The organism is Brevundimonas mediterranea (assembly GCF_011064825.1).
Taxonomy (GTDB): domain Bacteria; phylum Pseudomonadota; class Alphaproteobacteria; order Caulobacterales; family Caulobacteraceae; genus Brevundimonas; species Brevundimonas mediterranea_A.
The window spans coordinates 2832913-2858003 of the sequence record NZ_CP048751.1; the positions used below are offsets into that span (position 1 = coordinate 2832913).

The following is a 25091-nucleotide window of genomic DNA, read 5'->3' on the forward strand; positions in this document are numbered from 1 at the left end:
ATGGCAGAAAGTCGCGGCTCAGGCGGCGTTTTCAAGCGCGCGCGCGCTGGTGACGCGATTGCGGCCGCCGCGCTTGGACGCATAGAGGGCCTCGTCGGCGCGTTCGAGCAGGGCGGCGGCGCCTTCACTGGGCAGATGTTCCGCAAATCCGGCGGAAAGAGTGACGGCGCCGAGATCGTCGTTGGTGGAGCGCCGCCGCAGGGAACGGGATGAGACCTCTTCGCGGATATGCTCCAGCGCGGCCATGACGGCGCCAGGGCTTTCGCCCGGGAAGATGATCGCGAACTCCTCGCCGCCGAACCGCGCCACGAACCGATTGCCGGAACAGACGCGTGACAGGATGGTGGAGACATACCGCAGCACCTGATCACCGGTCTGATGCCCCCAGGTGTCGTTGAACCGCTTGAAATGATCGATGTCGAGGATGGCCAGGGTCAGGGGCGTGCGGCCGGCGTCGGCGCAGGCCTGTTCCAGGCGCTCGTCGAAGGCCTTGCGGTTGGCCAGATTGGTCAGGGCGTCGGTCATCGCATCGCGGCGCACCTGTTCCAGATGCTCGCGAAGACGGGCGACTTCCTTGTTGGAGCTTTCCAGGCGTTTTTCGAGGCTGGCGGTCTCGCGGCGAACGCGTTGGGTGGCCGTGGACAGTCCGCCGACCAGGCTCTTCAGGGCGGAGGCGTCCTCGACGGCGGTGTCCATGGTCTGCGAGGCGTCGGCCAGAGTCTCGCCAAAGTCGGTCTGGGTCTTGTGGGCCTTGGCGATGGCGGCGGAGACACTGGCCAACTCGCGATCCAGCACGGCGCCGGCGTCGCGAATCTCTTCCGACAGACGGCCGCGGGGCAGGAATTCGGCGGCGAGCATTTCCGAGGTCTCGTCGGATATGACGGCGTCTTCAGCCAGTAGACGCTTAATCTCGATACCCAGAGGACCTTCGGGGTCGCCGAGATAATGAATCCAGAGTTCGAAATTCAGCGGCGTGGGCCAGACGCCGGCCTTCTCCATTGCGGCGATGGCGTTGCGCGCAAGAGAATAGGCTTCCGGTCCCCGAACCGCCGTTTCGACCTGCGCTGTCATTCGCTTCTCCCGAAGTCCCGTTCTGGAACTTCGGGGAGATTAGAGGCCTATCCGTAATACCGGGTAAACGGCGTTACAAATCAGGCGCGGATGACGACGGGGCGACGCAGGAAGGCGGGGATGTCGTCGCCGAAACCCTTGACGCCCGAACGTTCGCGTTCTTCCGGACGACGCTCGCCGCGACGGTCCGACTGACGGAGCTGAGGCTCGCGGTCCGTGCGAGCGGCGCGGGCTTCTTCCGAGGGAGCGGGCTCAGCCTCGATCCGGGATTCGATCCGGGGTTCGATCTTCGCTTCGGGCCGGGGTTCAGACCGGGCGCGGCTGCGGCCGCGGCCCGCGGGCTTCTCAACGACAGGAGCCATCTCGGGTTCGACGACGGTCTCGACGGAAACCTCGGGCTTGGCCTTGCGGCGGCTGCGCGAGCGCGTCGGCGCCTCGGCGGCGTCCGTCTCGGCCAGAGCGACGGCGGGCGCGGGGGCCTGGGCCGGTTCGGCGGCGCGTGAACGGCCGCGACCGCCCGAGCGGGTCTCGTTCGACCGGGACGAACGCTTGTCGTCACGCCCGCCGTCCTTGATCGCGTCGAAGTCGATGTCGTCGAGGACCAGCTCCTGCGGATCCATCTTGATCAGCTTCAGCACCTTATCCAGCGACTTGTCGTCGGCCGGGGTCACGATCATGAAGGCCTGACCCAGCTTGCCCGCGCGACCGGTGCGGCCGATGCGGTGGACATAGTCGTCGGCGTGGTGCGAGACGTCGTAGTTGAAGACGTGGCTGACGTCCGGGATGTCCAGGCCGCGCGCGGCGACGTCGGAGGCCACCAGGATCTTCAGCGCGCCCGAGCGGAAGTCCGCCAGGGTCTTGGTGCGATGCGACTGGTCCAGGTCGCCGTGGATGGCGGCGGCGTCGAACCCGTGGGTCTTCAGCGACTTGGCGACGATATCGACTTCAGACTTGCGGTTGCAGAAGACGATGCCGTTGCGCACGTCGGTGCGGCTCATCAGGGCGCGGAGGGCGGCGCGCTTGGCCTTGGGGTCCGAGGTCGGGATGCGGACGATATATTGGGTGATGGTGTCGGCCGTCATGGCCGGACGCGAGGCCTCGATCCGGGTCGGATCCTTGAGGAAGGCGGCGGTCAGACGCGTGATCTCGGGCGGCATGGTGGCCGAGAAGAACAGGGTCTGGCGACGCGGCGGCGTCAGTTTGAAGATGCGCTCGATGTCGGGGATGAAGCCCATGTCCAGCATGCGGTCGGCTTCGTCCACCACCATGATCTCGACGCCCGTCAGCAGCATCTTGCCGCGTTCGAACAGGTCCAGCAGGCGGCCCGGGGTGGCGATCAGGACGTCGACGCCCTTGTTCAGCGCCGCCACCTGGTCGCCCATGGAGACGCCGCCGATCAGCAGCACCCAGGTCAGTTTGGTGCCCTTGGCGTATTTGGCGAAGCTCTCGGCGACCTGGTCGGCCAGTTCGCGGGTCGGGGCCAGGACGATGGCGCGCGGCATGCGGGCGCGGGCTCGGCCCGACGCCAGGCGTTCGACCAGGGGCAGGGTGAAGGCGGCGGTCTTGCCGGTGCCGGTCTGGGCGATGCCCAGGACGTCGCGGCCGGCCAGGGCCACAGGGATCGCCTGTTCCTGAATCGGAGTGGCGGTCGTGTAGCCGGTGTCGGCGACGGCCTGCAGGGTCGTGGGCGAGAGGCCCAGTTGGGAAAATTCGGTCATGAATCCTTGGGAGAGAAAGCGTCTGCGTGCGTAACAGCAACGGAACCGCCCCTCTTTGGGCGAGCGGGCGGCGCGTATCGCAGACCTGTCCCGAGGCTGGACGCGATATAGAAGTCCCCTCGCAAAAGTCAACTATTATCGATATTCCGCCGTCGCTACGCGATGGAGGATGCGACCCCGGCGTCGGCCGAGGTCGCATCTTTTCCAGGGGCTGAGCCGTCAGCCTATGGCCGGAGCCGTGGCGGGGGCGCGCTTGCGGGTCAGAAAGAGCACCAGAACCAGACCCAGGGCCGCAGAGGCGGCGCCGGCCAGGGCGACCGCCGGATAGCCCAGGCCCCCGGCGATCACCGCGCCGCCCACGGCCGCGCCGACGGCGTTGCCCAGGTTGAAGGCGCCGATATTGACCGACGAGGCCAGGTTGGGCGCATCCGAGGCGGCGGCCATCACCCGCACCTGCAGCGGCGGCACCAGGGCGAAGCTGGCCACGCCCCAGATGAAGATCACGAACGGGGCGGGAACGGCGAACGGCATGGTGAAGGCGAACAGAGCCAGGATGGCCGTCAGAGACGCCAGGGTGATGATCAGGGTGCGATCCACCGACCGGTCGGCGAACTTGCCGCCCAGCCAGTTCCCGACCGTCAGGCCCAGGCCGTAGACGACCAGCATGGCGGTGACGAAGCCGATGGAGGCGTGGGCCTCTTCATGCAGGATCGGGGCGATATAGGTGAAGACGGTGAACATGGCGCTGGAGCCGATTACGGTCAGGGCCAGGGCCGACAGAACGGGGCCGCGACCCAGGACGCGCACCTCCGCCAGGGCGTCGCCGCCGACCGGCGCCGGCAGTTTGGGCAGGGTCAGGCGCAGGGCGGCCATGACGATCAGGCCGATGCCGGCGATGGCCCAGAAGGAGGCGCGCCAGCCCAGGACGTCGCCCGCCCAGGCCGCCAGCGGCACGCCGACGACGGTGGCGATGGTCAGGCCCATGAACATGGCCGCGACCGCGCCGGCCTGTCGGTTGGGCGGCACCAGGCTGGCGGCCACGATGGAGCCGACGCCGAAGAAGGCCCCGTGGTTCAGCGAGGTGACGACCCGCGCGACCAGCAGCATGGCGTAGTCGGTCGAGACGGCCGCCATCAGATTGCCCAGGGTGAAGACGGCGGCCAGGCCGATCAGCAGGGCGCGGCGCGGCACGCGACCCGTGGTCAGGGTCATCAGGGGCGCGCCCAGCATGACGCCCAGGGCATAGGCGCTGATCAACAGACCGGCCGTGGGAATGGAGACGCCCAGGTCCGTGGCGATGACCGGCAGCAGGCCCATCGGGGCGAACTCGGTCACGCCGATGCCGAAGGCCCCGGCCGCGAGGGCGAGAAGGGGAGGATTGAGTTTCATGGGGGAGGAGACCTTCTGGACGGTCAGACCAGCGGCGGGTTCCGGCGCGCGAACCCTTCCTGCTGGCGACAGGGGCTGTGGGGATAGGGCGGCAGGACGGCGCTGGCGGCGTCGAGCGCCGCGAATGCGCCCGTGCCGAAGCTGAGGACGGGAACCCGCAGGCCCGATGATCCAAGTTGGCGATAGTCCATGACTGTCCCTCGTCTGTGTTCGGACGCACAGATGGACGCCGCGCCGCAGCGGCGGTAGGCAGGCGGGAGGCCAAGGATTTTTGATCTGGACGCAAAGATGCAGATGAATGGCGCGGACCGGGCGCGGGAGATGGAGATCTTCGTCGCCGTGACTAAAAGCGGCAGTTTCTCCGCCGCCGGGCGGGTCCTGGGCCTGACCCCGTCGGCGGTCAGCCGGACTATCGACCGGATCGAGGCGCGGCTGGGGGTGCGGCTGATGCTGCGCACGACGCGCGTCCTGACCCTGACGGCCGAGGGCCAGACCTATCTGGGCGCGGCGCGTCGCATCCTGGCCGACCTGGACGACGCCGAACAGGGCATCGCCGATCAGGGGGCGCCGCGCGGGCGGGTGCGGGTCAGCGCCTCACTGGCCCACGGACGCCAGCATGTGGTGCCTCTGCTCGGGGATTTCGTGCGTCGCTATCCGCATATCCTGATCGACATCAACCTGACCGATGTCGTGGTCGATGTGGCGGCGGGGCAGGCGGATGTGGCGATCCGGTTCGGGCCGCTGGCCGACAGTCCGCTGACGGCGCGGCGGTTGGGCGACACGGGGCGGACTATCGTCGCCTCGCCCGACTATCTGGCCCGCCGCGGGACGCCGACGGTTCCGGAAGACCTGCACGATCATGATTGCCTGAACTTCAACTTCCGCCGCGCCGAGCCCGTCTGGCCGTTTCGCCGGGACGGCCGCGACTACGCCCTGACGGTGCGGGGGCCGATCGAGGCGAACAACGGCGAGACCCTGACTCAGCTGGCGGTGGCCGGGGTCGGGGTGACGCGGGTCGGGAATTTCAGCGTGGCCGACGCCATCGACGCGGGGCGGCTGGTTCCCTTGCTGGAGGACTTCAATCCGGGCGACCGGGAGCCGATCCATGCGGTCTTCGTCGGCGGCGCCAATATGCCGGCGCGCGTGCGGGTGTTCGTGGATTTTCTGGCGGAACGGCTGCGCTGAAACGAAAATCGCCGGACGGGGCGAACCGTCCGGCGACTTCAGTCAGGCTTATGAGCCGTGATCAGCGCTTGCCGAAGATCATGTCGCCGAGCTTGGCGAAGAAGCCCTTTTCCTCAGCCTTGGGCGCAGGCGCGGCGGCCGGCGCGGGCTTGGGCGTTTCGACCGGCTTGGGCGTCGGCGCGGGAGCCGGTGCAGCGGCGGCGGGCTTGGGAGCCGGAGCGGCGACGGGTTCAGCCGGCTTGGACGCAGCGGCCGGAGCCTTGGGCGTCGGCGCCTTGGCTGCGACAGGCTTGGCCGTGGCGGGCTTGGGCGCAGACGTCTTCGGTGCGGCCTTGGCGGCGGTCTTCGTCGTCGCCTTGGGCGCGGCGGCCTTCACGGGGGCAGACTTGGAAGCGGCGGGTGCGGCCGGCTTGGCGGTCGGCTTGGCGGCCGGGGCGGCCTTGGGCTTGGCCGGCGACGTCTTGGCGACAGCGGCCTTGGGCGCGGTCGTCTTGGCGGGCGTCTTGGCCGCAGCCGGTTTGGCGGCGGCGGTCTTCACGGCGGTGGGCTTGGCGGCCTTGGGCGTGACGGTTTTCTCGGCGACGGCCTTCGCGGCGCTCGACTTCGGCGCAGCTTTAGGCTTGGAAGCGGCGGTCGCCGGCTTCGGCGACGCAGTTTTAGACGTAGACGGTGACTTGGCCATGTATTCCCCGACCCCTCGGTTCGTTAAAAAGCCCGGCGGCGTCGGGAAGACGAAGCGCCGGATCGCAGTGATTCGTCATCTTAGCGGTGTTTGAAAAATGTCCGAGTCTGCAGTTCAGATAATCGCACGGGGTCCGCGCGAAAACGCAGAGGCCGCCGCCGCCGCCATCGACGCCGATCCCACGCTTGAGGGCGCGACCTATTCCATCCTGGAAGAGGACGAGGATCGCAACATCTGGCGCATCGACGCCTTCCCGACCACGGCCGATGAGGTCGAGGGGCTGAAGGCGACGCTGGCCGGCTATCCGGTCACCGTCACGGTCGAGAAGCTGGCCGACGCCGACTGGCTGGCCATGTCGTTGTCGGGCTTGCCGCCGGTGCGGGCCGGGCGCTTCTTCGTCTATGGGGCGCATGACGAGGGACGGGTGCCGCCCAACGCCGTCAATCTGAAGATCGACGCCGGCGCCGCCTTCGGCACCGGCCACCACGGCACGACGGTCGGCTGTCTGGAGGCCTTCGACGACCTGCTGAAGCGCGAGCGGTTCGAGCGGGTTCTGGATGTCGGCTGCGGCACGGGCGTCCTGGCCATCGCGGCGGCGCGCACGGGCAGCCGGATCGCGGTCGGCACCGACATCGACGCCCCTTCGGTGCGGATCGCCAACGAGAACGCCGCCCTGAACCAGGCCCACGCCAGTTTTGTCCACGCCTCGGGCCTGAACGACCAGCGGGTGCGCCGTCATGGGCCCTATGACCTGGTCTTCGCCAATATCCTGGCCCCGCCGCTGGTGGCCCTGTCGCAGGACATCAAGATGGCGCTGAGCCTGGGCGGGGTCGCCATCCTGTCGGGCCTGTTGCGGACCCAGGAGCGCCGGGTGACGGCGGCCTATACGTCGCGCGGCTTCCGGCTGGAGAAGCGCATCCATCACGACGCCTGGAGCGCCCTGGTGCTGCGGCGGATGGGCTGAGGAACGAGAGACGAGACGATGCGCCAGACCTTTGATGAGACCACCGATCCGTCCTTCGGGGCGAAGCACCTGCCGCTGCTGCGCGCCCGAATGGCGGAGCAGGGGCTGGACGGCTTCCTGATCCCGCACGAGGACGAGCATCAGAACGAATATCTGCCGGACGCCAACGAGCGGCTGGCCTGGGCCACCGGCTTCACCGGCTCGGCCGGGGCGGCGGTGGTGTTTCAGGATCGGGCCAGCATGTTCACCGACGGCCGCTATACGGTCCAGGTCAAGGCCCAGACCGATCCGGCCCTGTTCGAACGGCGTGATCTGAACGACGTCGCCGCCTATCTGGAGACGGCGAGCGCGGGTCAGGTGATCGGCTTTGATCCGAAGCTGCACAGCCCGGACGCCCTGGTCGCCCTGAAGCGGGCGGCGCAGAAGGCCGGGGCCGAGCTGAAGCCGGTCGAAGCCAATCCGCTGGACCTGGCCTGGGGCGCGGAGCGTCCGGCCCAGCCGACCGCCCCGGTGGTTCCTCACGAGGACGTCTATTCCGGCGAAAGCCATGCGGCGAAGCGGGCGCGGATCGGTCAGGCCGTGGCCGACGCCGGCGCCGACGCCGTGGTTCTGACCGCGCCCATGTCCATCGCCTGGCTGTTCAATGTGCGCGGCGGCGACGTGATCCGCTCGCCCCTGCCCATCGGCCAGGCCGTGCTGGAGGCCGACGGCAGGGCGCGGCTGTTCCTGGACGGGGCCAAGGTGACGAATGAACTGCCGGCCTGGCTGGGCGACGACGTTCAGCTGGAGGCGCCGGAACGGCTGGCCGAGGCGCTGGACGGTCTGGCGGGCAAGAAGGTGATGATCGATCCGGCCTTGTCGTCCGCCTGGTATTTCGACCGGCTGGAGCAGGCGGGGGCGACGGTGGTGCGGGCGGCGGACCCCTGCGCCCTGCCTCGCGCGACCAAGAATGCGGTCGAGATCGAGGGCAGCCGACGCGCCCATATCCGCGACGGCGCGGCCCTGGCCAACTTCCTGCACTGGGTCGATACGACGGCCCAGCAGACCCTGCCGGACGAGCGCGAGGTGGTGGAGACCCTGGAGCGGTTCCGCGAGGCGACCGGGGCGCTGAAGGACCTGAGCTTCGACACCATCGCCGGGGCCGGTCCGAACGGCGCCCTGCCGCATTACAAGCCGGTCGGCGCCACGATCCGCCGGATCGAGAACGGCTCCCTGCTGCTGGTGGACGGCGGCGGCCAGTATCTGGACGGGACGACCGACGTGACCCGCACCATGGCGGTGGGCGAGCCGACGGCGGACCAGCGTCACAAGTTCACCCTGGTGCTGAAATCCCATATCGCCATGGCGACGATCCGCTTTCCGGCGGGGACCAGCGGCATGGCGTTGGACGCCATCGCTCGCGCCCCGATGTGGGCGGCGGGGCTGGATTACGATCACGGCACCGGCCACGGCGTCGGCTCCTATCTGGGCGTCCACGAGGGGCCGCAGGGGATCGCCAAATGGGGCACCAGCCAGCCGCTGCTGGAGGGGATGATCCTGTCCAACGAGCCCGGCTATTACCGCGAAGGCCATTGGGGCATCCGCATCGAGACCCTGCAGGTGGTGACGCCGGCCGTGGTTCCCGAGGGCGGCGAGCGGCCGATGCACGGGTTCGAACAGCTGACCTTCGCGCCCATCGATCGCAAGCTGATCGCGGTGGATCTGCTGACCCCGCCCGAACGGGCTTACGTCGACGCCTATCACGCCGAGACCCTGGCCAAGGTCGGGCCTCTGGTCGAGGGCGAGGTGCGGGCCTGGCTGGAGCGGGTCTGCGCGCCGCTGTGACCATGCTCGCCGCCATAGCCCTTCTGATGACCTGCCAGTTGATGGGCGAGGTGATCCACAGGGTGACGGGTCTGCCGCTTCCGGGGTCCGTTATCGGTCTGGTTCTGCTGCTGGGCTGGCTGGCGCTGGTCCCGCGCGAGCGGCCCACTCTGAAGGCGGTGACGGCGTGGCTGACGGCGCACCTGTCGATCATGTTCGTGCCAGCGGCGGTCGGACTGATTGACGAGGGCGAGCCCTTGTCCCGCTACGGGATCGGTATTCTGGCGGCCACTGCGGTTTCAACGCTTCTGACGATGGTGGTGACCGCGCTGGTGTTCCGGTGGGCGGTCACGCGGTTTGGGCCTGAAGACGCAGGGGACAAAGAGGGCGGGGAGGCGATGTCGTGAACGCCTTGATGACGACGCCGCTGTTCTGGCTGGCGGTTACGCTGGTGGTGTTCGAGGGCGCCGACCAGTTGTCGCGTCGCAGCGAAAGGCATCCGCTCTGCCATCCGGTTCTACTGGCGACGCCGGTTCTGATCGGTCTGTTGCTGATCACCCGCACCGGCTACGCCACCTACAGGAGCGCGACTGAGGCGCTGAGCTTCCTGCTGGGACCGGCGGTCGTGGGCCTGGCGGTTCCGGTTTGGGCGCAGCGGGCGCTGATCCGGCGACTGGCTGTTCCGATCAGCCTGGCGCTGGCGGCGGGGGCGACGACGGCGGTGGTCAGCGCGGTGGGTGTTCTGACCTTGTTCGGCGCGCCGCGTGAAATCCTGGCGTCGATCGCGCCGCGGGCGACGACGACCCCGGTGGCGATGGCCGTCGCCCAGCAACTGGGCGGGGTTCCGGCCTTGGCGGCGGTCATTGTGCTGATCGCCGGGGTGATCGGAGCCATGACCGCGACCCCCTTGTTCAATGCTCTGAAAATCCGGGATTTCCGCGCACGCGGTCTGGCGATCGGGGTGTCTGCCCACGGATTTGGCGCGGCGCGCGCGTTTCAGGTCGATGCGACGGCGGGCGCGTTCGCCAGCCTGGGCATGGCCTTGAACGCCGTGGCGACAGCTACGCTCCTGTCGGTTCTGGCCCTGCTGCTATAGCCCCTGAGCCGGGGCGATTGCGGATGCGCCCCACCGGACAGGGCAGGTCCGCCAGCGCCGCCTTGGTCGCCTCGTATCCCGCAGCGACCGGTTCGTCATAGGCTTTCCAGTCGCGGATGTCGGTTCCTCCGATCTTGGGCAGGATCAGGACGTCGGCGGCGGCGCGCGACTGGTCCATCTCCGCGTCGGTGGTGATGGTCGCCGAGCGCATCAGGATGGAGACGATGGGCGGCCCGGCCTTCCAGGCGCCCGACAGCACCCATTTCCACCAGGAGGGCGGATTTTCCAGCGCGGCCGGATCGACGCCGCGGGTCTGGGACATGTCCACGCCGATGATGGGGCCGCTGTTCAGCTGGCGCATCACGCTGGTGGGGAAGTTCTTCAGCACCGCCCCGTCGACCAGCACCTGGCCGTCCATGACCACGGGCGGCAGGACGCCGGGAATGGCGATGGAGGCGCGCATGGCCCGGCGCATCAGGCCGGTGCGATGGACCTCAATGCGACCCGAGGTCAGGTTGGACGAAACGGCGAAGAAGGGCAGGGCCAGATCGGCCAGATCTATGTCGCCATAGGCCCGCTCCAGCAGGCCCGCCACCTTGCGGGCGCGGGACATGGCGATGATGGGAAAGGCCAGGTCGGACAGGGGATCGGACTCGACGAAGGCGCGGCGGATCTCGTAGTCCAGCCGTTCGAACGACCAGCCCAGGGCGGGGCCGGCGGCCACGACCGCCCCCATGGAGGCGCCGCCCACGAAGTCGATGGGCACCCTGGCCTCTTCCAGCGCCTTGATCGCCCCCATGTGGCAATAGGCCCGTGCGCCGCCCCCTGAAAGAACCAGACCCACGGCCGTGCCGGTGATGACGCGGGCCATCCGCTCGGTGTCGGCCGCCACGCCCGAGACGCAGTGGAACCAGCGGTCGGGCTGGAGCACGTTCAGCCAGACCCGGGTGTTGGCCGGCTGGTTCATGCGTGGATCGCGCAGCAGGATCAGGTCGGTAAGACGCCGGCCGTCGCCGAAGCCCATCCGGCGGGGCAGGTCGGCGGGCGGCGCCAGGAGGCCGCTGCCGACGATGAACAGCCGGTCCACCTGGCGGGCGCACAGTTCGGCCCAGGCCGGCTGGCCCTGTTCGGCGACATAGAGGACATAGTCGTGGCCGTCCTCGACCCGGCTGAACCATTCGGCGGCCGAGGTCAGGGCCGACTGGTCGATGACCCGGCAGGTGAAGCCCATGGCCTGGATCGCGGCGGCGATCCGTTCGACGAAGGCGCGGATCGGACGAGGGCGGGCCGAGACGAAGCCGAAGACGCTGGGTTCGGCCGCGCCGCCCGCCCGCTCGCGGGCGCGGTGGATCATCAGCCGCGACAGTTCGACCATCAGGTCCGGCTCGGTCCGGGCGGCCTCGAAGAAGGCTTCGCGCGGCAGGGCCAGGATTTCGGTGTCGCGCAGGGCCACGACGTCGGCGGTGTGCGGCGTCCCCGCCAGCATGGCCATTTCACCGACCGGCTCGCCGGGACGCACGACGCCGAGCAGATGGACGGGCTGATCCGGTTCGCTGTGGAAGACGCCCAGACGGCCCGAACGGACCAGATACAGGGTGTCTGACGGATCCCCCGCCGTGAACAGCCGCTCGCCCCCGGTCAGGGCGAACCAACTGGCCCGATCGATCATCGGCCCCTCGAAGATGCGCGACAGGGCCGAGGCGAGGGTGTCGGAACGAAGCGGAGCCATGAGGGGATTGTCCGATCAGGCCGCCGGCTTCACGTCCAGAAGTTCGACCGAGAAGCGCAGGGTCGAGTTGGGCGGCAGTTCGTCGCCGCCGACCCAGCGGCCGCCGTAGCCGAGCGAGGCGGGGATGACGAACTCATAGATCTCGCCCACGCGCATCAGGGCGACGCCCTCGGTCCAGCCCTTGATGACGCGGTTCAGCGGGAACTCGGCCGGCGCGTTGCGGGCGTAGGAGCTGTCGAACTCGCGTCCGTCGATGAAGGTGCCGCGATAGTGGACCTTGACCGTGTCGGTGGCCGACGGCTGGGCGCCCTCGGGATGAGCCTTGCCGACGCGACGGTACTGCAGGCCGCTTTCGGTCGTGGTCCAGCCGCGCCGGGCGCCGTTCCAGGCCAGATAGGCGGTGTTGCCCGCGTCCCAGGCCTGTTGCGGCGTCAGAGAGGCCTGACCCTCCACCTCGGCGGCGGCGCGGGCGGCGGCCGAGGCGGTCTCGGCGTAGGTGACGGGCTGGCCGCGCGAGGCGCAGGCGGCGAGCGAGAGAGCGGCGAGCAGGGGGAGGGCGATGCGAGTCATAAGGCGACGCTAGCAGGGTGTCACGCTGTGCGGCAGAGGGATTTTCCCTTCTCCCGTTGGGAGAAGGTGGCCCGAAGGGCCGGATGAGGGAGCGCCGGTGGGCCAACTCGCACCATCTTGCCCCTCACCCTTTCGCGCTAAGGACGATCGCTGACGCTCTCGTGCGCTCAAGCCCTCTCCCGGCGGGAGAGGGTTCACAGGCCTAGCGCCGCCGCGACCCTGGTCTGGAAGTCGGGCTGTTCGCCGACGTCGTTGTGGCCGGCCTGAGGGAAGCTGAGGTGCTCGACCTTGACGCCTTCGGCCTCAAGTTCTCGGGCCAGGCGGCGACTGAGCGACGCCGGCAGGGTGTCGTCGCGGCCCGCCTCCAGCACCACCACCTTGCCGGAGTAGCCCTGAAGCGCGGCCGGGATGTCGATGCCGTTCAGATTGGGGGCGATGTGGATCCGTACGAAGGGGCGCGCCCAGCCGACCATGGTGTCCACGGCGGCGCGGGTGCTGGGGGTCGTCGTCTCCAGCACCAGGGCGTCGGCGTGCATATATTGAGCGGCCTGGGCGCAGACGGGGCCGCCCAGGGAATGGCCCCAGGCGATCAGCTTGCGGCCCTCGGCGTCGGCCTGGGCGCGGGCGGCGTCGGCGACGGCCGTGCCGGCGGCCATAAAGCTCGCGTAGTCCGCCTGGCCCGCCGTGCCGCCATAGCCGGGATAGTCGAACATCAGGGCGTCGCCGAACGGCGCCAGCTTGGCGGCGGTCCTGCCCGCGCCGGCGCTGCGCCGGAAGAGATTGCCGCCGCAGAACAGGATCAGGGGCGCGTCGGCGCGACCGGTCCGAACGCGGGTGACGCCCACGGTTCCGCCCGAATAGGGAAGGCTGAGGACGTCGGCCTCAAAACCCATGGGGATGTCGGCGGGCAGGGTGATCTTCTCGGCGGCCAGCCGGGTGTCGGGATAGAAGAAGGCGTCCTCCGGGACGTTCATCGACAGACAGCCGGACAGCAGAACGGCGGCGGCCAGGATCGTAAGGCGTAGGTGCATGTTTCGCGCTCCCCTGGAACGATCATGCGGAGGTCGCCGGGGTTGTCAATCGGGTGCGTAGGCGCCGGTTTCTCCATGCCGTCGTCTGGTTCCCGAAAAACTGCGACCCAGGTCTTTATTTCGCCGTGGAAGCGAGTATATGTCCGCGTTCCGCAACACTCCTAAAGAGTCTGCGCGCAAGCGCCGAGGCCCGGTCCGTCGCCCTCCGACCGGAGCGAAGGCGCGGCTCCTTCCCCAGGGAGCCGGTACATTTCAGGCGTCCTGGCCCGGCAGCGGGCCGAGGGTGGACGCCGAAAACCTGGCTGCGGACGCTTAAAACGCGCGCCGTGGCTGCTGCATTTCACGCGCGATTTCCCCGGATTGCGCGCCATGGGAAACACTGAATGACTGACGTCGCCCACGATCTCGCCATCAACGGTCAGATCGCTTCCGCCACTTCGTTCACCGGCAAGAAGCGCATCCGCAAATCCTTCGGGCGCATCCCCGAAGCGGTCGCGATGCCGAACCTGATCGAGGTCCAGCGCGCCTCCTACGAACAGTTCCTGCAACGCGAGGTCCGTCCGGGCCAGCGCAAGGAGCAGGGCATCGAGGCGGTCTTCAAGTCGGTGTTCCCGATCAAGGACTTCAACGAACGCGCCATCCTGGAATACGTCTCGTACGAGTTCGAGGATCCGAAGTACGACGTTGAAGAGTGCATCCAGCGCGACATGACCTATGCCGCGCCGCTGAAGGTCAAGCTGCGGCTGATCGTGTTCGAGACCGACGAGGAAACGGGAGCCCGTTCGGTCAAGGACATCAAGGAGCAGGACGTCTACATGGGCGACATCCCGCTCATGACGGACAAGGGCACCTTCATCGTCAACGGCACCGAGCGCGTGATCGTCTCGCAGATGCACCGTTCGCCGGGCGTCTTCTTCGACCACGACAAGGGCAAGACGCACAGCTCGGGCAAGCTGCTGTTCGCCGCCCGCGTGATCCCGTACCGCGGTTCGTGGCTCGACTTCGAGTTCGACGCCAAGGACGTGGTCTACGTCCGCATCGACCGCCGCCGCAAGCTGCCGGCCACGACCTTCCTGATGGGTCTGGGCATGGACGGCGAAGAAATCCTGAAGACCTTCTACGAGACCGTGCCTTACGAGAAGCGCGGCGAGGGCTGGGTCACGCCGTACAAGGCCGAGCGCTGGCGCGGTGTGAAGCCGGAGTTCGATCTGGTCGACGCCGACACCGGCGAAGTGATCGCCCAGGCCGGCCAGAAGATCAGCGCCCGCGCCGCCAAGAAGCTGGGCGACACCACGACCTCGCTGTCGCTGGCCGCCGACGCTCTGGTCACCAAGTATCTGGCCAATGACGCCGTCAACTTCGAAACCGGCGAGATCTTCGCCGAGGCCGGCGACGAGCTGGACGCCCCGACCATCGAAGTGCTGGAGCAAAACGGCTTCACCACCATCGAGGTGCTGGACATCGACCACGTCACGGTCGGCGCCTACATGCGCAACACCCTGCGCATCGACAAGAACGACACCCGCGAGGACGCCCTGTTCGACGTCTATCGCGTGATGCGTCCGGGCGAGCCGCCCACCCCGGAAGCCGCCGACAACATGTTCAACTCGCTGTTCTTCGACAGCGAACGCTATGACCTGTCGGCCGTCGGCCGGGTCAAGATGAACATGCGCCTGGAGACCCCCGAGGTTTCCGACGAGATCCGCGTCCTGCGCAAGGACGACGTGCTGAAGGTGCTGCAGATCCTGGTCGGCCTGAAGGACGGCCGCGGCGAGATCGACGACATCGACAACCTGGGCAACCGCCGGGTCCGTTCGGTCGGCGAACTGCTGGAAAACCAGTACCGCGTCGGCCTGCTGCGGATGGAGCGCGCCATCAAGGAGCGCATGTCCTCGGTCGATATCGACACGGTCATGCCGCACGACCTGATCAACGCCAAGCCGGCCGCCGCTGCGGTTCGCGAGTTCTTCGGTTCGTCGCAGCTGTCGCAGTTCATGGACCAGACGAACCCGCTGTCGGAAATCACCCACAAGCGTCGCCTTTCGGCGCTTGGCCCGGGCGGTCTGACGCGCGAGCGCGCGGGCTTCGAAGTCCGCGACGTTCACCCGACCCACTACGGCCGCATCTGCCCGATCGAAACGCCGGAAGGCCCGAACATCGGCCTGATCAACTCGCTGGCCACCCACGCGCGCGTCAACAAGTACGGCTTCATCGAGAGCCCGTACCGTCGCGTGAAGGACGGCGTGGCCCAGAACGAGGTGGTCTACATCTCGGCCATGGAAGAGTCGAAATACACGATCGCCCAGGCCAACATCGAACTGAAGAACGGCAGCATCGTCGAGGACCTGGTCCCCGGCCGGATCAACGGCGAATCCCAGCTGCTGAACCGCGACGCCGTGGACATGATGGACGTGTCGCCGAAGCAGGTCGTTTCGGTCGCCGCCGCCCTGATCCCCTTCCTGGAAAACGATGACGCCAACCGCGCACTGATGGGCGCGAACATGCAACGTCAGGCCGTGCCTTTGGTGCAGTCGGACGCGCCGCTGGTCGGCACCGGCATGGAAGCGGTCGTGGCCGTGGACTCCGGCGCCGTCGTGGTCGCCCGTCGTGAAGGCGTCGTCGAACAGATCGACGGCACCCGGATCGTCGTGCGCGCCACCGGCGACGTGGACGCCGCCCGTTCGGGCGTCGACATCTACCGCCTGTCGAAGTTCCAGCGTTCGAACCAGTCGACCTGCATCAACCAGCGCCCGATCGTGCGCGTGGGCGATCAGGTCAAGGCCGGCGACGTCATCGCCGACGGCCCCTCGACGGACCTGGGCGAACTGGCCCTGGGCCGCAACGCCCTCGTCGCCTTCATGCCCTGGAACGGCTACAACTTCGAAGACTCCATCCTGATCTCGGAGCGCATCGTGCGCGACGACGTCTTCACCTCCATCCACCTCGAGGAATTCGAAGTGATGGCGCGTGATACGAAGTTGGGCCCGGAGGAAATCACCCGCGACATCCCCAACGTCGGCGAGGAAGCCCTGCGCAACCTCGACGAAGCAGGCATCGTGGCCATCGGCGCCGAGGTCCAGCCGGGCGACATCCTGGTCGGCAAGGTGACGCCGAAGGGCGAAAGCCCGATGACCCCGGAAGAGAAGCTGCTGCGCGCCATCTTCGGCGAGAAGGCTTCGGACGTCCGTGACACCTCCCTGCGCCTGCCGCCCGGCGTCGCCGGCACGATCGTTGACGTTCGCGTCTTCAACCGTCACGGCGTGGACAAGGACGAGCGCGCCATGGCGATCGAACGCGCCGAGATCGAACGCTTGGGCAAGGACCGCGACGATGAGCTCAAGATCCTTGAGCGCAACGTCTATGGCCGCCTGAAGCCGCTGATCCTGGGCAAGAACGCCGTCTCGGGCCCGAAGGGCATCGGCCGCGGCGAACTGACCGAAGAGAAGCTGGCCGAGGTCAGCCGTGGTCTGTGGTGGCAGATCGCCCTGGACGACGAGAAGGCCATGGGCGAGCTGGAGGCGATGAAGCGCCAGTTCGAGGATGCGCGTAAGCAACTGGACCGTCGTTTCGAAGACAAGGTCGAGAAGCTGCAACGCGGCGACGAACTGCCCCCCGGCGTGATGAAGATGGTCAAGGTCTTCGTGGCCGTGAAGCGCAAGCTTCAGCCCGGCGACAAGATGGCCGGCCGTCACGGCAACAAGGGCGTCATCTCCAAGATCCTGCCGATCGAGGACATGCCGCACCTGGAAGACGGCACCCACGTGGACGTCGTTCTGAACCCGCTGGGCGTGCCTTCGCGCATGAACATCGGCCAGATCTTCGAAACCCACCTGGGTTGGGCCGCCGCCGGCCTGGGCAAGCAGATTTCCGGTCTGCTGGAAGCCTGGCAGCAGGGTGGTCAGAAGCAGGCGCTGATCGATCGTCTGACCCATATCTACGGCCCGGAAACCCCGTTGCCGCAGGATGAGGAAGAGCTGATCGAACTGGCGAAGAACCTGTCGAAGGGCGTGCCTTTCGCGACCCCGGTCTTCGACGGTGCGCACATCGGCGACATCGAACGCCTGCTGGAAGAGGCGGGGCTGAACAAGTCGGCCCAGTCGATCCTGTACGACGGTCAGACCGGCGAGCAGTTCAAGCGTCCGGTCACGGTCGGCTACATCTACATGCTGAAGCTGCACCACCTGGTCGACGACAAGATCCACGCCCGCTCCATCGGCCCGTACTCGCTGGTCACCCAGCAGCCGCTGGGCGGCAAGGCGCAGTTCGGCGGTCAGCGTTTCGGGGAAATGGAGGTCTGGGCTCTGGAAGCTTACGGCGCCGCCTACACCCTGCAGGAGATGCTGACGGTGAAGTCCGACGACGTGGCCGGCCGGACCAAGGTCTACGAGGCCATCGTCCGCGGCGACGACAGCTTCGAGGCCGGCATTCCCGAGAGCTTCAACGTGCTCATCAAGGAAATGCGTTCGCTGGGTCTGAACGTGGAGCTGGAGAATTCGTGAGGCGTGACGCGTGAGTCGTGACTGGGCCGACGCCCGTCACGACTCACCAATCACCAATCACGGCGCTGTTCTCCCTCTGAATAATTTTCGCGGCTCTAGCCGCAGCAAGGAACCAAGATGAACCAGGAAGTCCTGAACATCTTCAACCCGGTCCCGGTCACCCCGACCTTCGACCAGATCAAGATCGCTCTGGCCTCGCCGGAGAAGATCCGCTCGTGGTCGTTCGGCGAGATCAAGAAGCCGGAAACCATCAACTACCGCACGTTCAAGCCCGAGCGTGACGGCCTGTTCTGCGCCCGTATCTTTGGCCCGACCAAGGACTACGAATGCCTGTGCGGCAAGTACAAGCGCATGAAGTACAAGGGCATCATCTGCGAGAAGTGCGGCGTCGAAGTCACGCTGGCCCGCGTTCGCCGCGAGCGCATGGGTCACATCGACCTGGCCGCCCCGGTCGCCCACATCTGGTTCCTGAAGTCGCTGCCGTCGCGCATCTCGCTGATGCTGGACATGGCGCTGAAGGACGTCGAGCGCGTCCTGTATTTTGAGAACTACATCGTCACCGAGCCGGGCCTGACCCCGCTGAAGCAGAACCAGCTGCTGACGGAAGACGAATTCTATCGCTATCAGGAAGAATTCGGCGATGACGGCTTCACCGCCGAGATCGGCGCCGAGGCCGTCCGCAACCTGCTGATGGGCATCGACCTGCACGCCGAGGCTGAAAAGCACCGCGGCGAGCTGGCGGACAGCCCGTCGGAAATGAAGGCCAAGAAGGCGTCCAAGCGCCTGAAGCTGATCGAGGCCTTCCTGGAATCGGGCAACAAGCCCGAGTGGATGATCCTGACCATCGTGCCGGTCATCCCGCCGGAACTGCGTCCGCTGGTGCCGCTGGACGGCGGTCGTTTCGCGACCTCCGACCTGAACGACCTGTATCGCCGCGTCATCAACCGGAACAATCGCCTGAAGCGCCTGATGGAGCTGCGGGCGCCGGACATCATCATCCGCAACGAAAAGCGGATGCTGCAGGAATCCGTCGACGCCCTGTTCGACAACGGCCGTCGCGGCCGGGTGATCACGGGCGCCAACAAGCGTCCGCTGAAGTCGCTGGCCGACATGCTGAAGGGCAAGCAGGGCCGCTTCCGTCAGAACCTTCTGGGCAAGCGCGTCGACTATTCGGGCCGTTCGGTCATCACCGTGGGACCGGAACTGAAGCTGCACGAGTGCGGCCTGCCCAAGAAGATGGCGCTGGAGCTGTTCAAGCCGTTCATCTACGCGCGCCTTGACGCCAAGGGCCTGTCGGGCACCGTCAAACAGTCCAAGCGCATGGTCGAGCGCGAACAGCCCGCCGTCTGGGACATCCTGGACGAGGTCATCCGCGAACACCCGGTCCTGCTGAACCGCGCGCCGACGCTTCACCGTCTGGGCATCCAGGCGTTCGAACCCAAGCTGATCGAGGGCAAGGCCATCCGCCTGCACCCGCTGGTCTGTACGGCGTTCAACGCCGACTTCGACGGCGACCAGATGGCTGTGCACGTCCCGCTGAGCCTCGAGGCCCAGCTGGAAGCGCGCGTCCTGATGATGTCGACCAACAACATCCTGTCGCCCGCCAACGGCAAGCCGATCATCGTGCCGTCGCAGGACATCGTCCTGGGTCTGTACTATCTGTCGCTGGTCAAGGACGGCGAGCCGGGTGAAGGCAAGCTGTTCGCCAATATGGGCGAGATCGACGCGGCGCTGGACGCCAAGGTCGTGACCCTGCACAGCCGCATCAAGGCGCGCTGGACGGAACAGGACGCCGAAGGCAAGGAGGTGACCAAGGTCATCGACACCACGCCGGGCCGGATGAAGCTGGGCGCCCTGCTGCCGCGCAACCCGAACGTCGGCTATCGCCTGCTCGAGAAGAACCTGACCAAGAAGGAAATCGGCAATCTGATCGACGTGGTCTATCGCCACTGCGGTCAGAAGGCGACGGTCATCTTCGCCGACCAGATGATGGGCCTGGGCTTCCGCGAAGCCGCCAAGGCCGGCATTTCGTTCGGCAAGGACGACATCGTGATCCCGGCGAAGAAGGCCGAACTGGTCGCCGAAACCCGCACCCAGGTCGAGGAGTACGAGCAACAGTACGCCGACGGCCTGATCACGCGCGGCGAGAAGTACAACAAGGTCGTCGACGCCTGGGCCAAGGCCACGGACCGGATCGCCGACGCCATGATGGGTGAGATCGCGCAGCCGCGCGTTCTGATCGAGGGCGAAAACCCCGACATCAACTCGGTCTTCATGATGGCCAACTCCGGCGCCCGGGGTTCGCAGGCGCAGATGAAGCAGCTGGGCGGCATGCGCGGCCTGATGGCCAAGCCCTCCGGCGAGATCATCGAAACGCCGATCACCTCGAACTTCAAGGAAGGCCTGACCGTCCTTGAATACTTCAACTCCACCCACGGCGCCCGTAAGGGTCTGGCCGACACCGCGCTGAAGACCGCCAACTCGGGTTATCTGACCCGTCGTCTGGTGGACGTGGCGCAGGACTCGATCGTCACCGAAGACGACTGCGGCTCGACGCGCGGCATCACCCTGCGCGCGGTTATGGAAGGCGGCGACGTCCTGGTCTCGCTGGGCGCCCGCATCCTGGGTCGCTATGCGGCCGAGGACATCAAGGAGCCGGGCACGGACACCGTCCTGTTCCCCGCCGACACCTATCTGGTGGAAGAAGTGGTCGAGGCGGTCGACGCCGCCGGCGTTCAGTCGGTCAAGGTCCGTTCGGCCCTGACCTGCGAGGCGGAAGCCGGCATCTGCGCCCACTGCTACGGGCGTGACCTGGCGCGCGGCACCAACGTCAACATCGGTGAAGCGGTCGGCGTCATCGCCGCCCAGTCCATCGGCGAGCCGGGCACCCAGCTGACGATGCGGACCTTCCACATCGGCGGTACGGCCCAGGTGGCGGAAACCTCCTTCATGGAGGCGACCAACGCCGGCGTGGCCAAGATCACCGGCCCGACCGTCACCGCCGCCCACGGCGACCTGGTGGCGATGAGCCGCAACGTCATCGTGACCGTGGTCGTGGACGGCAAGGACCGCGAGACCCACAAGGCGCCTTACGGCGCCCGGATCCGGGTCAAGGAAGGCAGCGAGGTCAAGAAGAACCAACGTCTGGCCGAGTGGGACCCCTACACCACCCCGATCCTGACGGAAGTCGGCGGCCTGATCCGCTTCGAGGATCTGGTCGAAGGCCTGTCGGTCAAGGAAGAAACCGACGAAGCGACGGGCATCGCCCAGCGCGTCGTCAGCGACTGGCGCGCCAGCCCGCGGGGTTCGGACCTGCGTCCGGCCATGGGCGTCACTCTCGGCGACGCCTACGCCAAGCTGGCCTCGGGCTCTGACGCCCGTTACCTGCTGCCCGTGGGCGCGGTTCTGTCCGTGTCGAACGGCGACGAGGTCAAGCCGGGCGAGATCATCGCCCGCGTCCCGACCGAAGGCGCCAAGACCCGCGACATCACCGGCGGTCTGCCGCGCGTCGCCGAACTGTTCGAAGCCCGCCGTCCCAAGGACTGCGCGGTCATCGCCGAGATGGATGGTCGCGTCGAATTCGGTCGCGACTACAAGAACAAGCGCCGCATCAAGATCACGCCGGAAGTCAACGCCGACGGCGTGCAGGGCGAACCGGTCGAGTTCCTGATCCCGAAGGGCAAGCACATCTCCGTCCACGACGGCGATCTGATCCAGAAGGGCGACTACATCATCGACGGCAACCCGGATCCGCACGATCTGCTGCGCATCCAGGGCGTCGAGGCGCTGGCCGAGTATCTGGTGAACGAAGTGCAGGAGGTCTATCGACTGCAGGGCGTGCCGATCAACGACAAGCACATCGAGGTCATCGTCCGTCAGATGCTGCAGAAGGTCGAAGTCCTGGATTCGGGTGAAACCACCCTGATCCGCGGCGACACCGTCGAAGTGGCCGAAGCCGTTCTGGAAAACCTGAAGGTCGAGAAGCGCGGCGGCCGCCAGGCCACCACCCAGCCCGTCCTGTTGGGCATCACCAAGGCGTCGCTGCAGACCCGCAGCTTCATCTCGGCGGCGTCCTTCCAGGAGACCACCCGCGTCCTCACCGACGCCTCGGTCCACGGCAAGAAGGACATGCTGGAAGGCCTGAAGGAAAACGTCATCGTCGGCCGCCTGATCCCGGCCGGTACGGGCGCCTATCTGCGGGCCCTGCAGAAGATCGCCAACGATCGCGACGCCGAGCTGACGCAAGCCCGCGAAGACGCGATCGAGCCGTTGCCGGCCGATCTGCAACTGGAGCTGGAGAGCAGCGAAGGCTGATCTCCGGGTTCGGATGTGATGAAATGAAGAGGGCGGCGCCGGCGACGGCGCCGCCCTTTTTTCTATTCGTCCTTCCCGCCGATCTGCAGACCGCCGATGCTAGCCGAAAGGCCCTGAGGGCGGCGTTCGCCCCGGTTGATCGTCGTCTCTGCGCCCTGGCGCATGTCCACGCCCGGTACGTCGGGCAATTGCGCCCCGGCGCAGCCTGTACCGAAGTTGGATCCTGGGCAGTCCGCCGGGCCGACCACGCCGACGCCGCCGGACAGGGGGCGACGCTTGGCTTCCCATTCCGCCAGACGGCGAGCGCCCTCGCGGGCGAAGGCGGCGTCGCGCTGGGGATTGCCTGAGCCGGTGATCGGGGCGGCGTTCTCGCCGCGCCGGGCGAACGCGTCACGGCAATGGCGACGTTCGGCGTCGTTCAACAGGTCGGGCGAGGCGCAGCCGGGCAGGCCCTGGCGCAGCGACCGCGCCATGGCCCCGGACCGATTGGCGGGATCGACCCGCCAGACGTCGGCCGGCGGCGGCGCGCCTGGCGGGGCCGGTGCGGCCAGACGGGGACGCAGAGGCGCGGGCCGGGGCGCGGCCTCCGTCTCGGGCGTCCGCACCGACGGGGCGGGCGAGGCGTTCGAGGCAGAGGCGGCGACGGGGGCGACTTCCGGTCGGGTCACGGTCGGGACGCGCGGTCGCTCATCGGGCAGCAGGGGGCGGGGCTCGATGTCGAGATAGATCGGCGGCGGGGCGGCGACGATGTCGCCCCCCTCGATCCCCAGGGCCGTGAAGGACAGGGCGGCGATCAGGGCGGTGTTGATGGCGACAGCCGCCGTCGCCAGACCCGCCTTGCGCCAGTCGGGGCGTCGTCGATTCGGACGGGGCAGGGCGGACACGCTCATTCACGACGCTTTCGCAGATTGGGCAGGAGACCGTCCCGCGAAGAGAAGAGATCGACTTCGATATTGACGCCCTCGCACCCTGCGACCGGGTGGGGCGTCTCGCAAGCTGGATCGCCGCGCGGCGGTTCAGCGCGCTGCGCCTCCCATGCGGCCAATCTCCGCGCGCCGTGCCGGGCGAAGACAGCGTCGCGTTCGGCGTCGCCCGAGCCGGCGATGGGCCGCGCCGCGCCTGCGAATCGTCGCGCTCGATCTTCGCAGTAGCGACGCGCCTCGACCGACAGTCTGTTCGGTCCCTCGCAGGACAGGGGCAGGCCGCGCGTCGCCGCACCGGGGCCGACCCGCCAACGCGAATCGATGGCGTCGCCTAGGGTGGGGGCAGGAACGGCGGAAGGCTCAATGCGGCTGTCGTCGGGGCGCGGAACGCCGTCGGCGTCCTGCAGGATGCGGTGCGAGGCCGTGCGGGAAGCCGAGAAGGGCCTGACGGGCGCGCGCTCCTGGGCCAGGCGCGGGCGCGGCTCGATATAGAGATACAGGGGCGCGGCGGCCGGGGCGCCAAGATGGCCGGAGCGAGTGTCGCCGACGGACAGAAGCGCGATCAGGCCCGCATTCAGGCCCATGGAGACAACTACCAGCCCCGCCCTTCGCCCTCTCGACGGCCAGCCGCTCTCGGTCCGCATCCTGACCCCCCCCGTCACCCGAAAACGAGGCTCGGCTGCAAGCGTGGCCGCTTTCGGGCGCAGGTTGGGTTTGTTCGCGTCTTGGCTGTCGGCCAGCGCCAGGGGGCCGCCGCCGCACTTGACCAATCCCCCTATCGCGCGTAGAAGCCGCCCACTTTCGAGGCGTGGCCGGTTCGCCGGTCGCTGAGATCGTGACAATTGAACGGACGGGCTGTGCCCGCCGGAACGCCCAAAGCGCGCGTTCCGGCCCTTTGTGTTTTCCGGTGCGCCGGAGCGAACCAGGGACTGTTCGGGTCACGCGATCAGTCTCGATGACACCCGGGCGAGGGGATGGTCCCCCGTTCACAAGAAGGCGAGAGGCGCTTCGGTCGAAAGACACACGCCTCCATCAGAAGTCGAGATAAGTTTCGAATGCCTACGATCAACCAGCTGATCCGCAAGCCGCGCAAGCCCAAGCCCACCCGTAACAAGGTGCCGGCTCTGGAGGGTTCGCCCCAGCGTCGCGGCGTCTGCACCCGCGTTTACACCACGACCCCGAAGAAGCCGAACTCGGCTCTGCGTAAGGTCGCCAAGGTCCGTCTGGCCAAGAACGGCTACGAAGCCGTTTGCTACATCCCCGGTGAAGGCCACAACCTTCAGGAACACTCGGTTGTTCTGATCCGCGGCGGCCGCGTGAAGGACTTGCCCGGCGTTCGCTACCACATCCTGCGCGGCGTGCTCGACACGCAGGGCGTCAAGGACCGCAAGCAGCGTCGTTCGCACTACGGCGCCAAGCGTCCGAAGTAAGCCATTCGCGTCCGGGCCCTCGCGCCCGGAGGCCTTTTCGAGATCTTCCCGGCGAGCGCCGGGCACTGCAAGGAATACTCCATGTCGCGTCGTCACCGCGCCCAGAAGCGTGAAGTTCTGCCGGATCCCAAGTTCGGGGACCTGATCGTCACCAAGTTCATGAACTACGTCATGTACGAAGGTAAGAAGGCCGTCGCCGAGAACATCGTGTACGGCGCCTTCGACATCCTGGCCGACAAGAAGAAAGACCAGGAGCCGGTCGCCACCTTCCACGCCGCCCTGGACAATGTCGCCCCGTCGGTCGAAGTCCGTTCGCGTCGCGTCGGCGGCGCCACCTATCAGGTGCCGGTCGAGGTCCGTCCGGACCGTCGTCGCGCCCTGGCCATCCGCTGGCTGGTCAACGCCGCGCGCAAGCGTGGTGAAAACACCATGACCGAGAAGCTGGCCGCCGAGCTGCTGGACGCCTCGAACAATCGCGGCACCGCGGTCAAAAAGCGCGAAGACACCCACAAGATGGCCGAGGCGAACCGCGCCTTCAGCCACTATCGCTGGTAAGCGTCTTAAAACCGTCTCCCTTTCAAAGGTAATGGGCGGTTCCTATCTAAGACTATCCGGCGCGGGCGGTTTGAGCTAAATCGCCCGCGCTTGCTTATCCGCTGCATCGACGATCATCCCGAGGGCGCGACC

At 67.5% G+C, this 25091-nt stretch carries 19 protein-coding genes; 9 read left to right on the forward strand and 10 right to left on the reverse strand.

Annotated elements, in window-relative coordinates:
* Positions 1-18: 18 nt before the first annotated feature.
* The 4 genes from GYM46_RS13980 to GYM46_RS13995 form a co-directional block, all read right to left on the reverse strand.
* Positions 19-1071, reverse strand: coding sequence for a GGDEF domain-containing protein (locus tag GYM46_RS13980; protein WP_008263078.1), 1053 nt, complete (start codon positions 1069-1071; stop codon positions 19-21).
* A gap of 80 nt (positions 1072-1151) precedes the next feature.
* Positions 1152-2789 (reverse strand): DEAD/DEAH box helicase, encoded by a 1638-nt coding sequence (locus tag GYM46_RS13985; protein ID WP_008264252.1) that lies wholly within the window; start codon positions 2787-2789, stop codon positions 1152-1154.
* A 219-nt stretch (positions 2790-3008) separates the two neighbouring features.
* Entirely contained in the window at positions 3009-4178 is a 1170-nt protein-coding gene (locus GYM46_RS13990) for an MFS transporter (protein ID WP_008262637.1), read from the reverse strand.
* Between the two features lie 23 nt (positions 4179-4201).
* Positions 4202-4369 (reverse strand): hypothetical protein, encoded by a 168-nt coding sequence (locus tag GYM46_RS13995; protein ID WP_008259443.1) that lies wholly within the window; start codon positions 4367-4369, stop codon positions 4202-4204.
* 97 nt (positions 4370-4466) lie between these two features.
* On the opposite strand from GYM46_RS13995, the gene GYM46_RS14000 reads away from it, so the two are divergent.
* Positions 4467-5363 (forward strand): LysR family transcriptional regulator, encoded by an 897-nt coding sequence (locus tag GYM46_RS14000; RefSeq protein WP_008261683.1) that lies wholly within the window; start codon positions 4467-4469, stop codon positions 5361-5363.
* A 61-nt stretch (positions 5364-5424) separates the two neighbouring features.
* Here the strand turns inward: GYM46_RS14000 and GYM46_RS14005 are convergent, their stop codons facing one another.
* Positions 5425-6045, reverse strand: a complete 621-nt coding sequence (locus tag GYM46_RS14005; protein ID WP_156796448.1) for a transcriptional regulator — start codon at positions 6043-6045, stop codon at positions 5425-5427.
* Positions 6046-6142: 97 nt separating this feature from the next.
* On the opposite strand from GYM46_RS14005, the gene GYM46_RS14010 reads away from it, so the two are divergent.
* The 4 genes from GYM46_RS14010 to GYM46_RS14025 are packed head-to-tail and all read left to right on the forward strand — an operon-like array spanning position 6143 to position 9908.
* Positions 6143-7009: a 50S ribosomal protein L11 methyltransferase gene (locus tag GYM46_RS14010; protein ID WP_008260451.1), complete on the forward strand. Its 867-nt coding sequence runs from the start codon at positions 6143-6145 to the stop codon at positions 7007-7009.
* Positions 7010-7027: 18 nt separating this feature from the next.
* Positions 7028-8833, forward strand: a complete 1806-nt coding sequence (locus GYM46_RS14015; protein WP_164952710.1) for an aminopeptidase P family protein — start codon at positions 7028-7030, stop codon at positions 8831-8833.
* Positions 8834-8835: 2 nt separating this feature from the next.
* Entirely contained in the window at positions 8836-9219 is a 384-nt protein-coding gene (locus GYM46_RS14020; RefSeq protein ID WP_008259560.1) for a CidA/LrgA family protein, read from the forward strand.
* Complete coding sequence (locus GYM46_RS14025; RefSeq protein ID WP_008258778.1) at positions 9216-9908, forward strand: LrgB family protein; 693 nt, start codon at positions 9216-9218, stop codon at positions 9906-9908. The genes GYM46_RS14020 and GYM46_RS14025 overlap by 4 nt, the downstream gene beginning before the upstream one ends.
* Here GYM46_RS14025 and GYM46_RS14030 read toward each other — a convergent pair.
* The 3 genes from GYM46_RS14030 to GYM46_RS14040 all read right to left on the reverse strand — a co-directional run bounded on the left by GYM46_RS14030 (position 9874) and on the right by GYM46_RS14040 (position 13238).
* On the reverse strand, positions 9874-11637 hold the full coding sequence (locus GYM46_RS14030) for a patatin-like phospholipase family protein (protein ID WP_008260389.1): 1764 nt from the start codon (positions 11635-11637) through the stop codon (positions 9874-9876). The two genes, GYM46_RS14025 and GYM46_RS14030, sit on opposite strands and share 35 nt — an antisense overlap.
* Positions 11638-11652: 15 nt before the next feature.
* A complete protein-coding gene (locus tag GYM46_RS14035) occupies positions 11653-12207 on the reverse strand; it encodes an FKBP-type peptidyl-prolyl cis-trans isomerase (RefSeq protein ID WP_008259539.1) in 555 nt (184 codons plus the stop codon).
* Between the two features lie 194 nt (positions 12208-12401).
* The gene (locus tag GYM46_RS14040; protein ID WP_008261104.1) at positions 12402-13238 is read right to left on the reverse strand and encodes an alpha/beta hydrolase; all 837 of its coding nucleotides are present in this window, start codon (positions 13236-13238) and stop codon (positions 12402-12404) included.
* Between the two features lie 383 nt (positions 13239-13621).
* On the opposite strand from GYM46_RS14040, the gene rpoB reads away from it, so the two are divergent.
* Both rpoB and rpoC read left to right on the forward strand, forming a co-directional pair.
* On the forward strand, positions 13622-17737 hold the full coding sequence (gene rpoB / locus GYM46_RS14045) for a DNA-directed RNA polymerase subunit beta (RefSeq protein WP_008260904.1): 4116 nt from the start codon (positions 13622-13624) through the stop codon (positions 17735-17737).
* Positions 17738-17854: 117 nt separating this feature from the next.
* The gene (gene rpoC / locus GYM46_RS14050; RefSeq protein WP_008263311.1) at positions 17855-22051 is read left to right on the forward strand and encodes a DNA-directed RNA polymerase subunit beta'; all 4197 of its coding nucleotides are present in this window, start codon (positions 17855-17857) and stop codon (positions 22049-22051) included.
* 62 nt (positions 22052-22113) lie between these two features.
* On the opposite strand, the gene GYM46_RS14055 is transcribed toward rpoC, so the two are convergent.
* Both GYM46_RS14055 and GYM46_RS14060 read right to left on the reverse strand, forming a co-directional pair.
* A complete protein-coding gene (locus GYM46_RS14055) occupies positions 22114-22941 on the reverse strand; it encodes a hypothetical protein (RefSeq protein WP_008263034.1) in 828 nt (275 codons plus the stop codon).
* Positions 22938-23558: a hypothetical protein gene (locus GYM46_RS14060; RefSeq protein ID WP_008263485.1), complete on the reverse strand. Its 621-nt coding sequence runs from the start codon at positions 23556-23558 to the stop codon at positions 22938-22940. The genes GYM46_RS14055 and GYM46_RS14060 overlap by 4 nt, the downstream gene beginning before the upstream one ends.
* Positions 23559-24029: 471 nt before the next feature.
* Here GYM46_RS14060 and rpsL point away from each other — a divergent pair, with 471 nt between their 5' ends.
* Together rpsL and rpsG are read left to right on the forward strand one after the other, a co-directional pair.
* Positions 24030-24404, forward strand: a complete 375-nt coding sequence (gene rpsL, locus GYM46_RS14065) for a 30S ribosomal protein S12 (RefSeq protein ID WP_008260482.1) — start codon at positions 24030-24032, stop codon at positions 24402-24404.
* An 81-nt stretch (positions 24405-24485) separates the two neighbouring features.
* Positions 24486-24959 carry a 30S ribosomal protein S7 gene (rpsG, locus tag GYM46_RS14070; protein ID WP_008260172.1) on the forward strand — a complete coding sequence of 158 codons (474 nt, stop codon included), beginning with the start codon at positions 24486-24488 and terminating at the stop codon, positions 24957-24959.
* Positions 24960-25091: the final 132 nt, after the last annotated feature.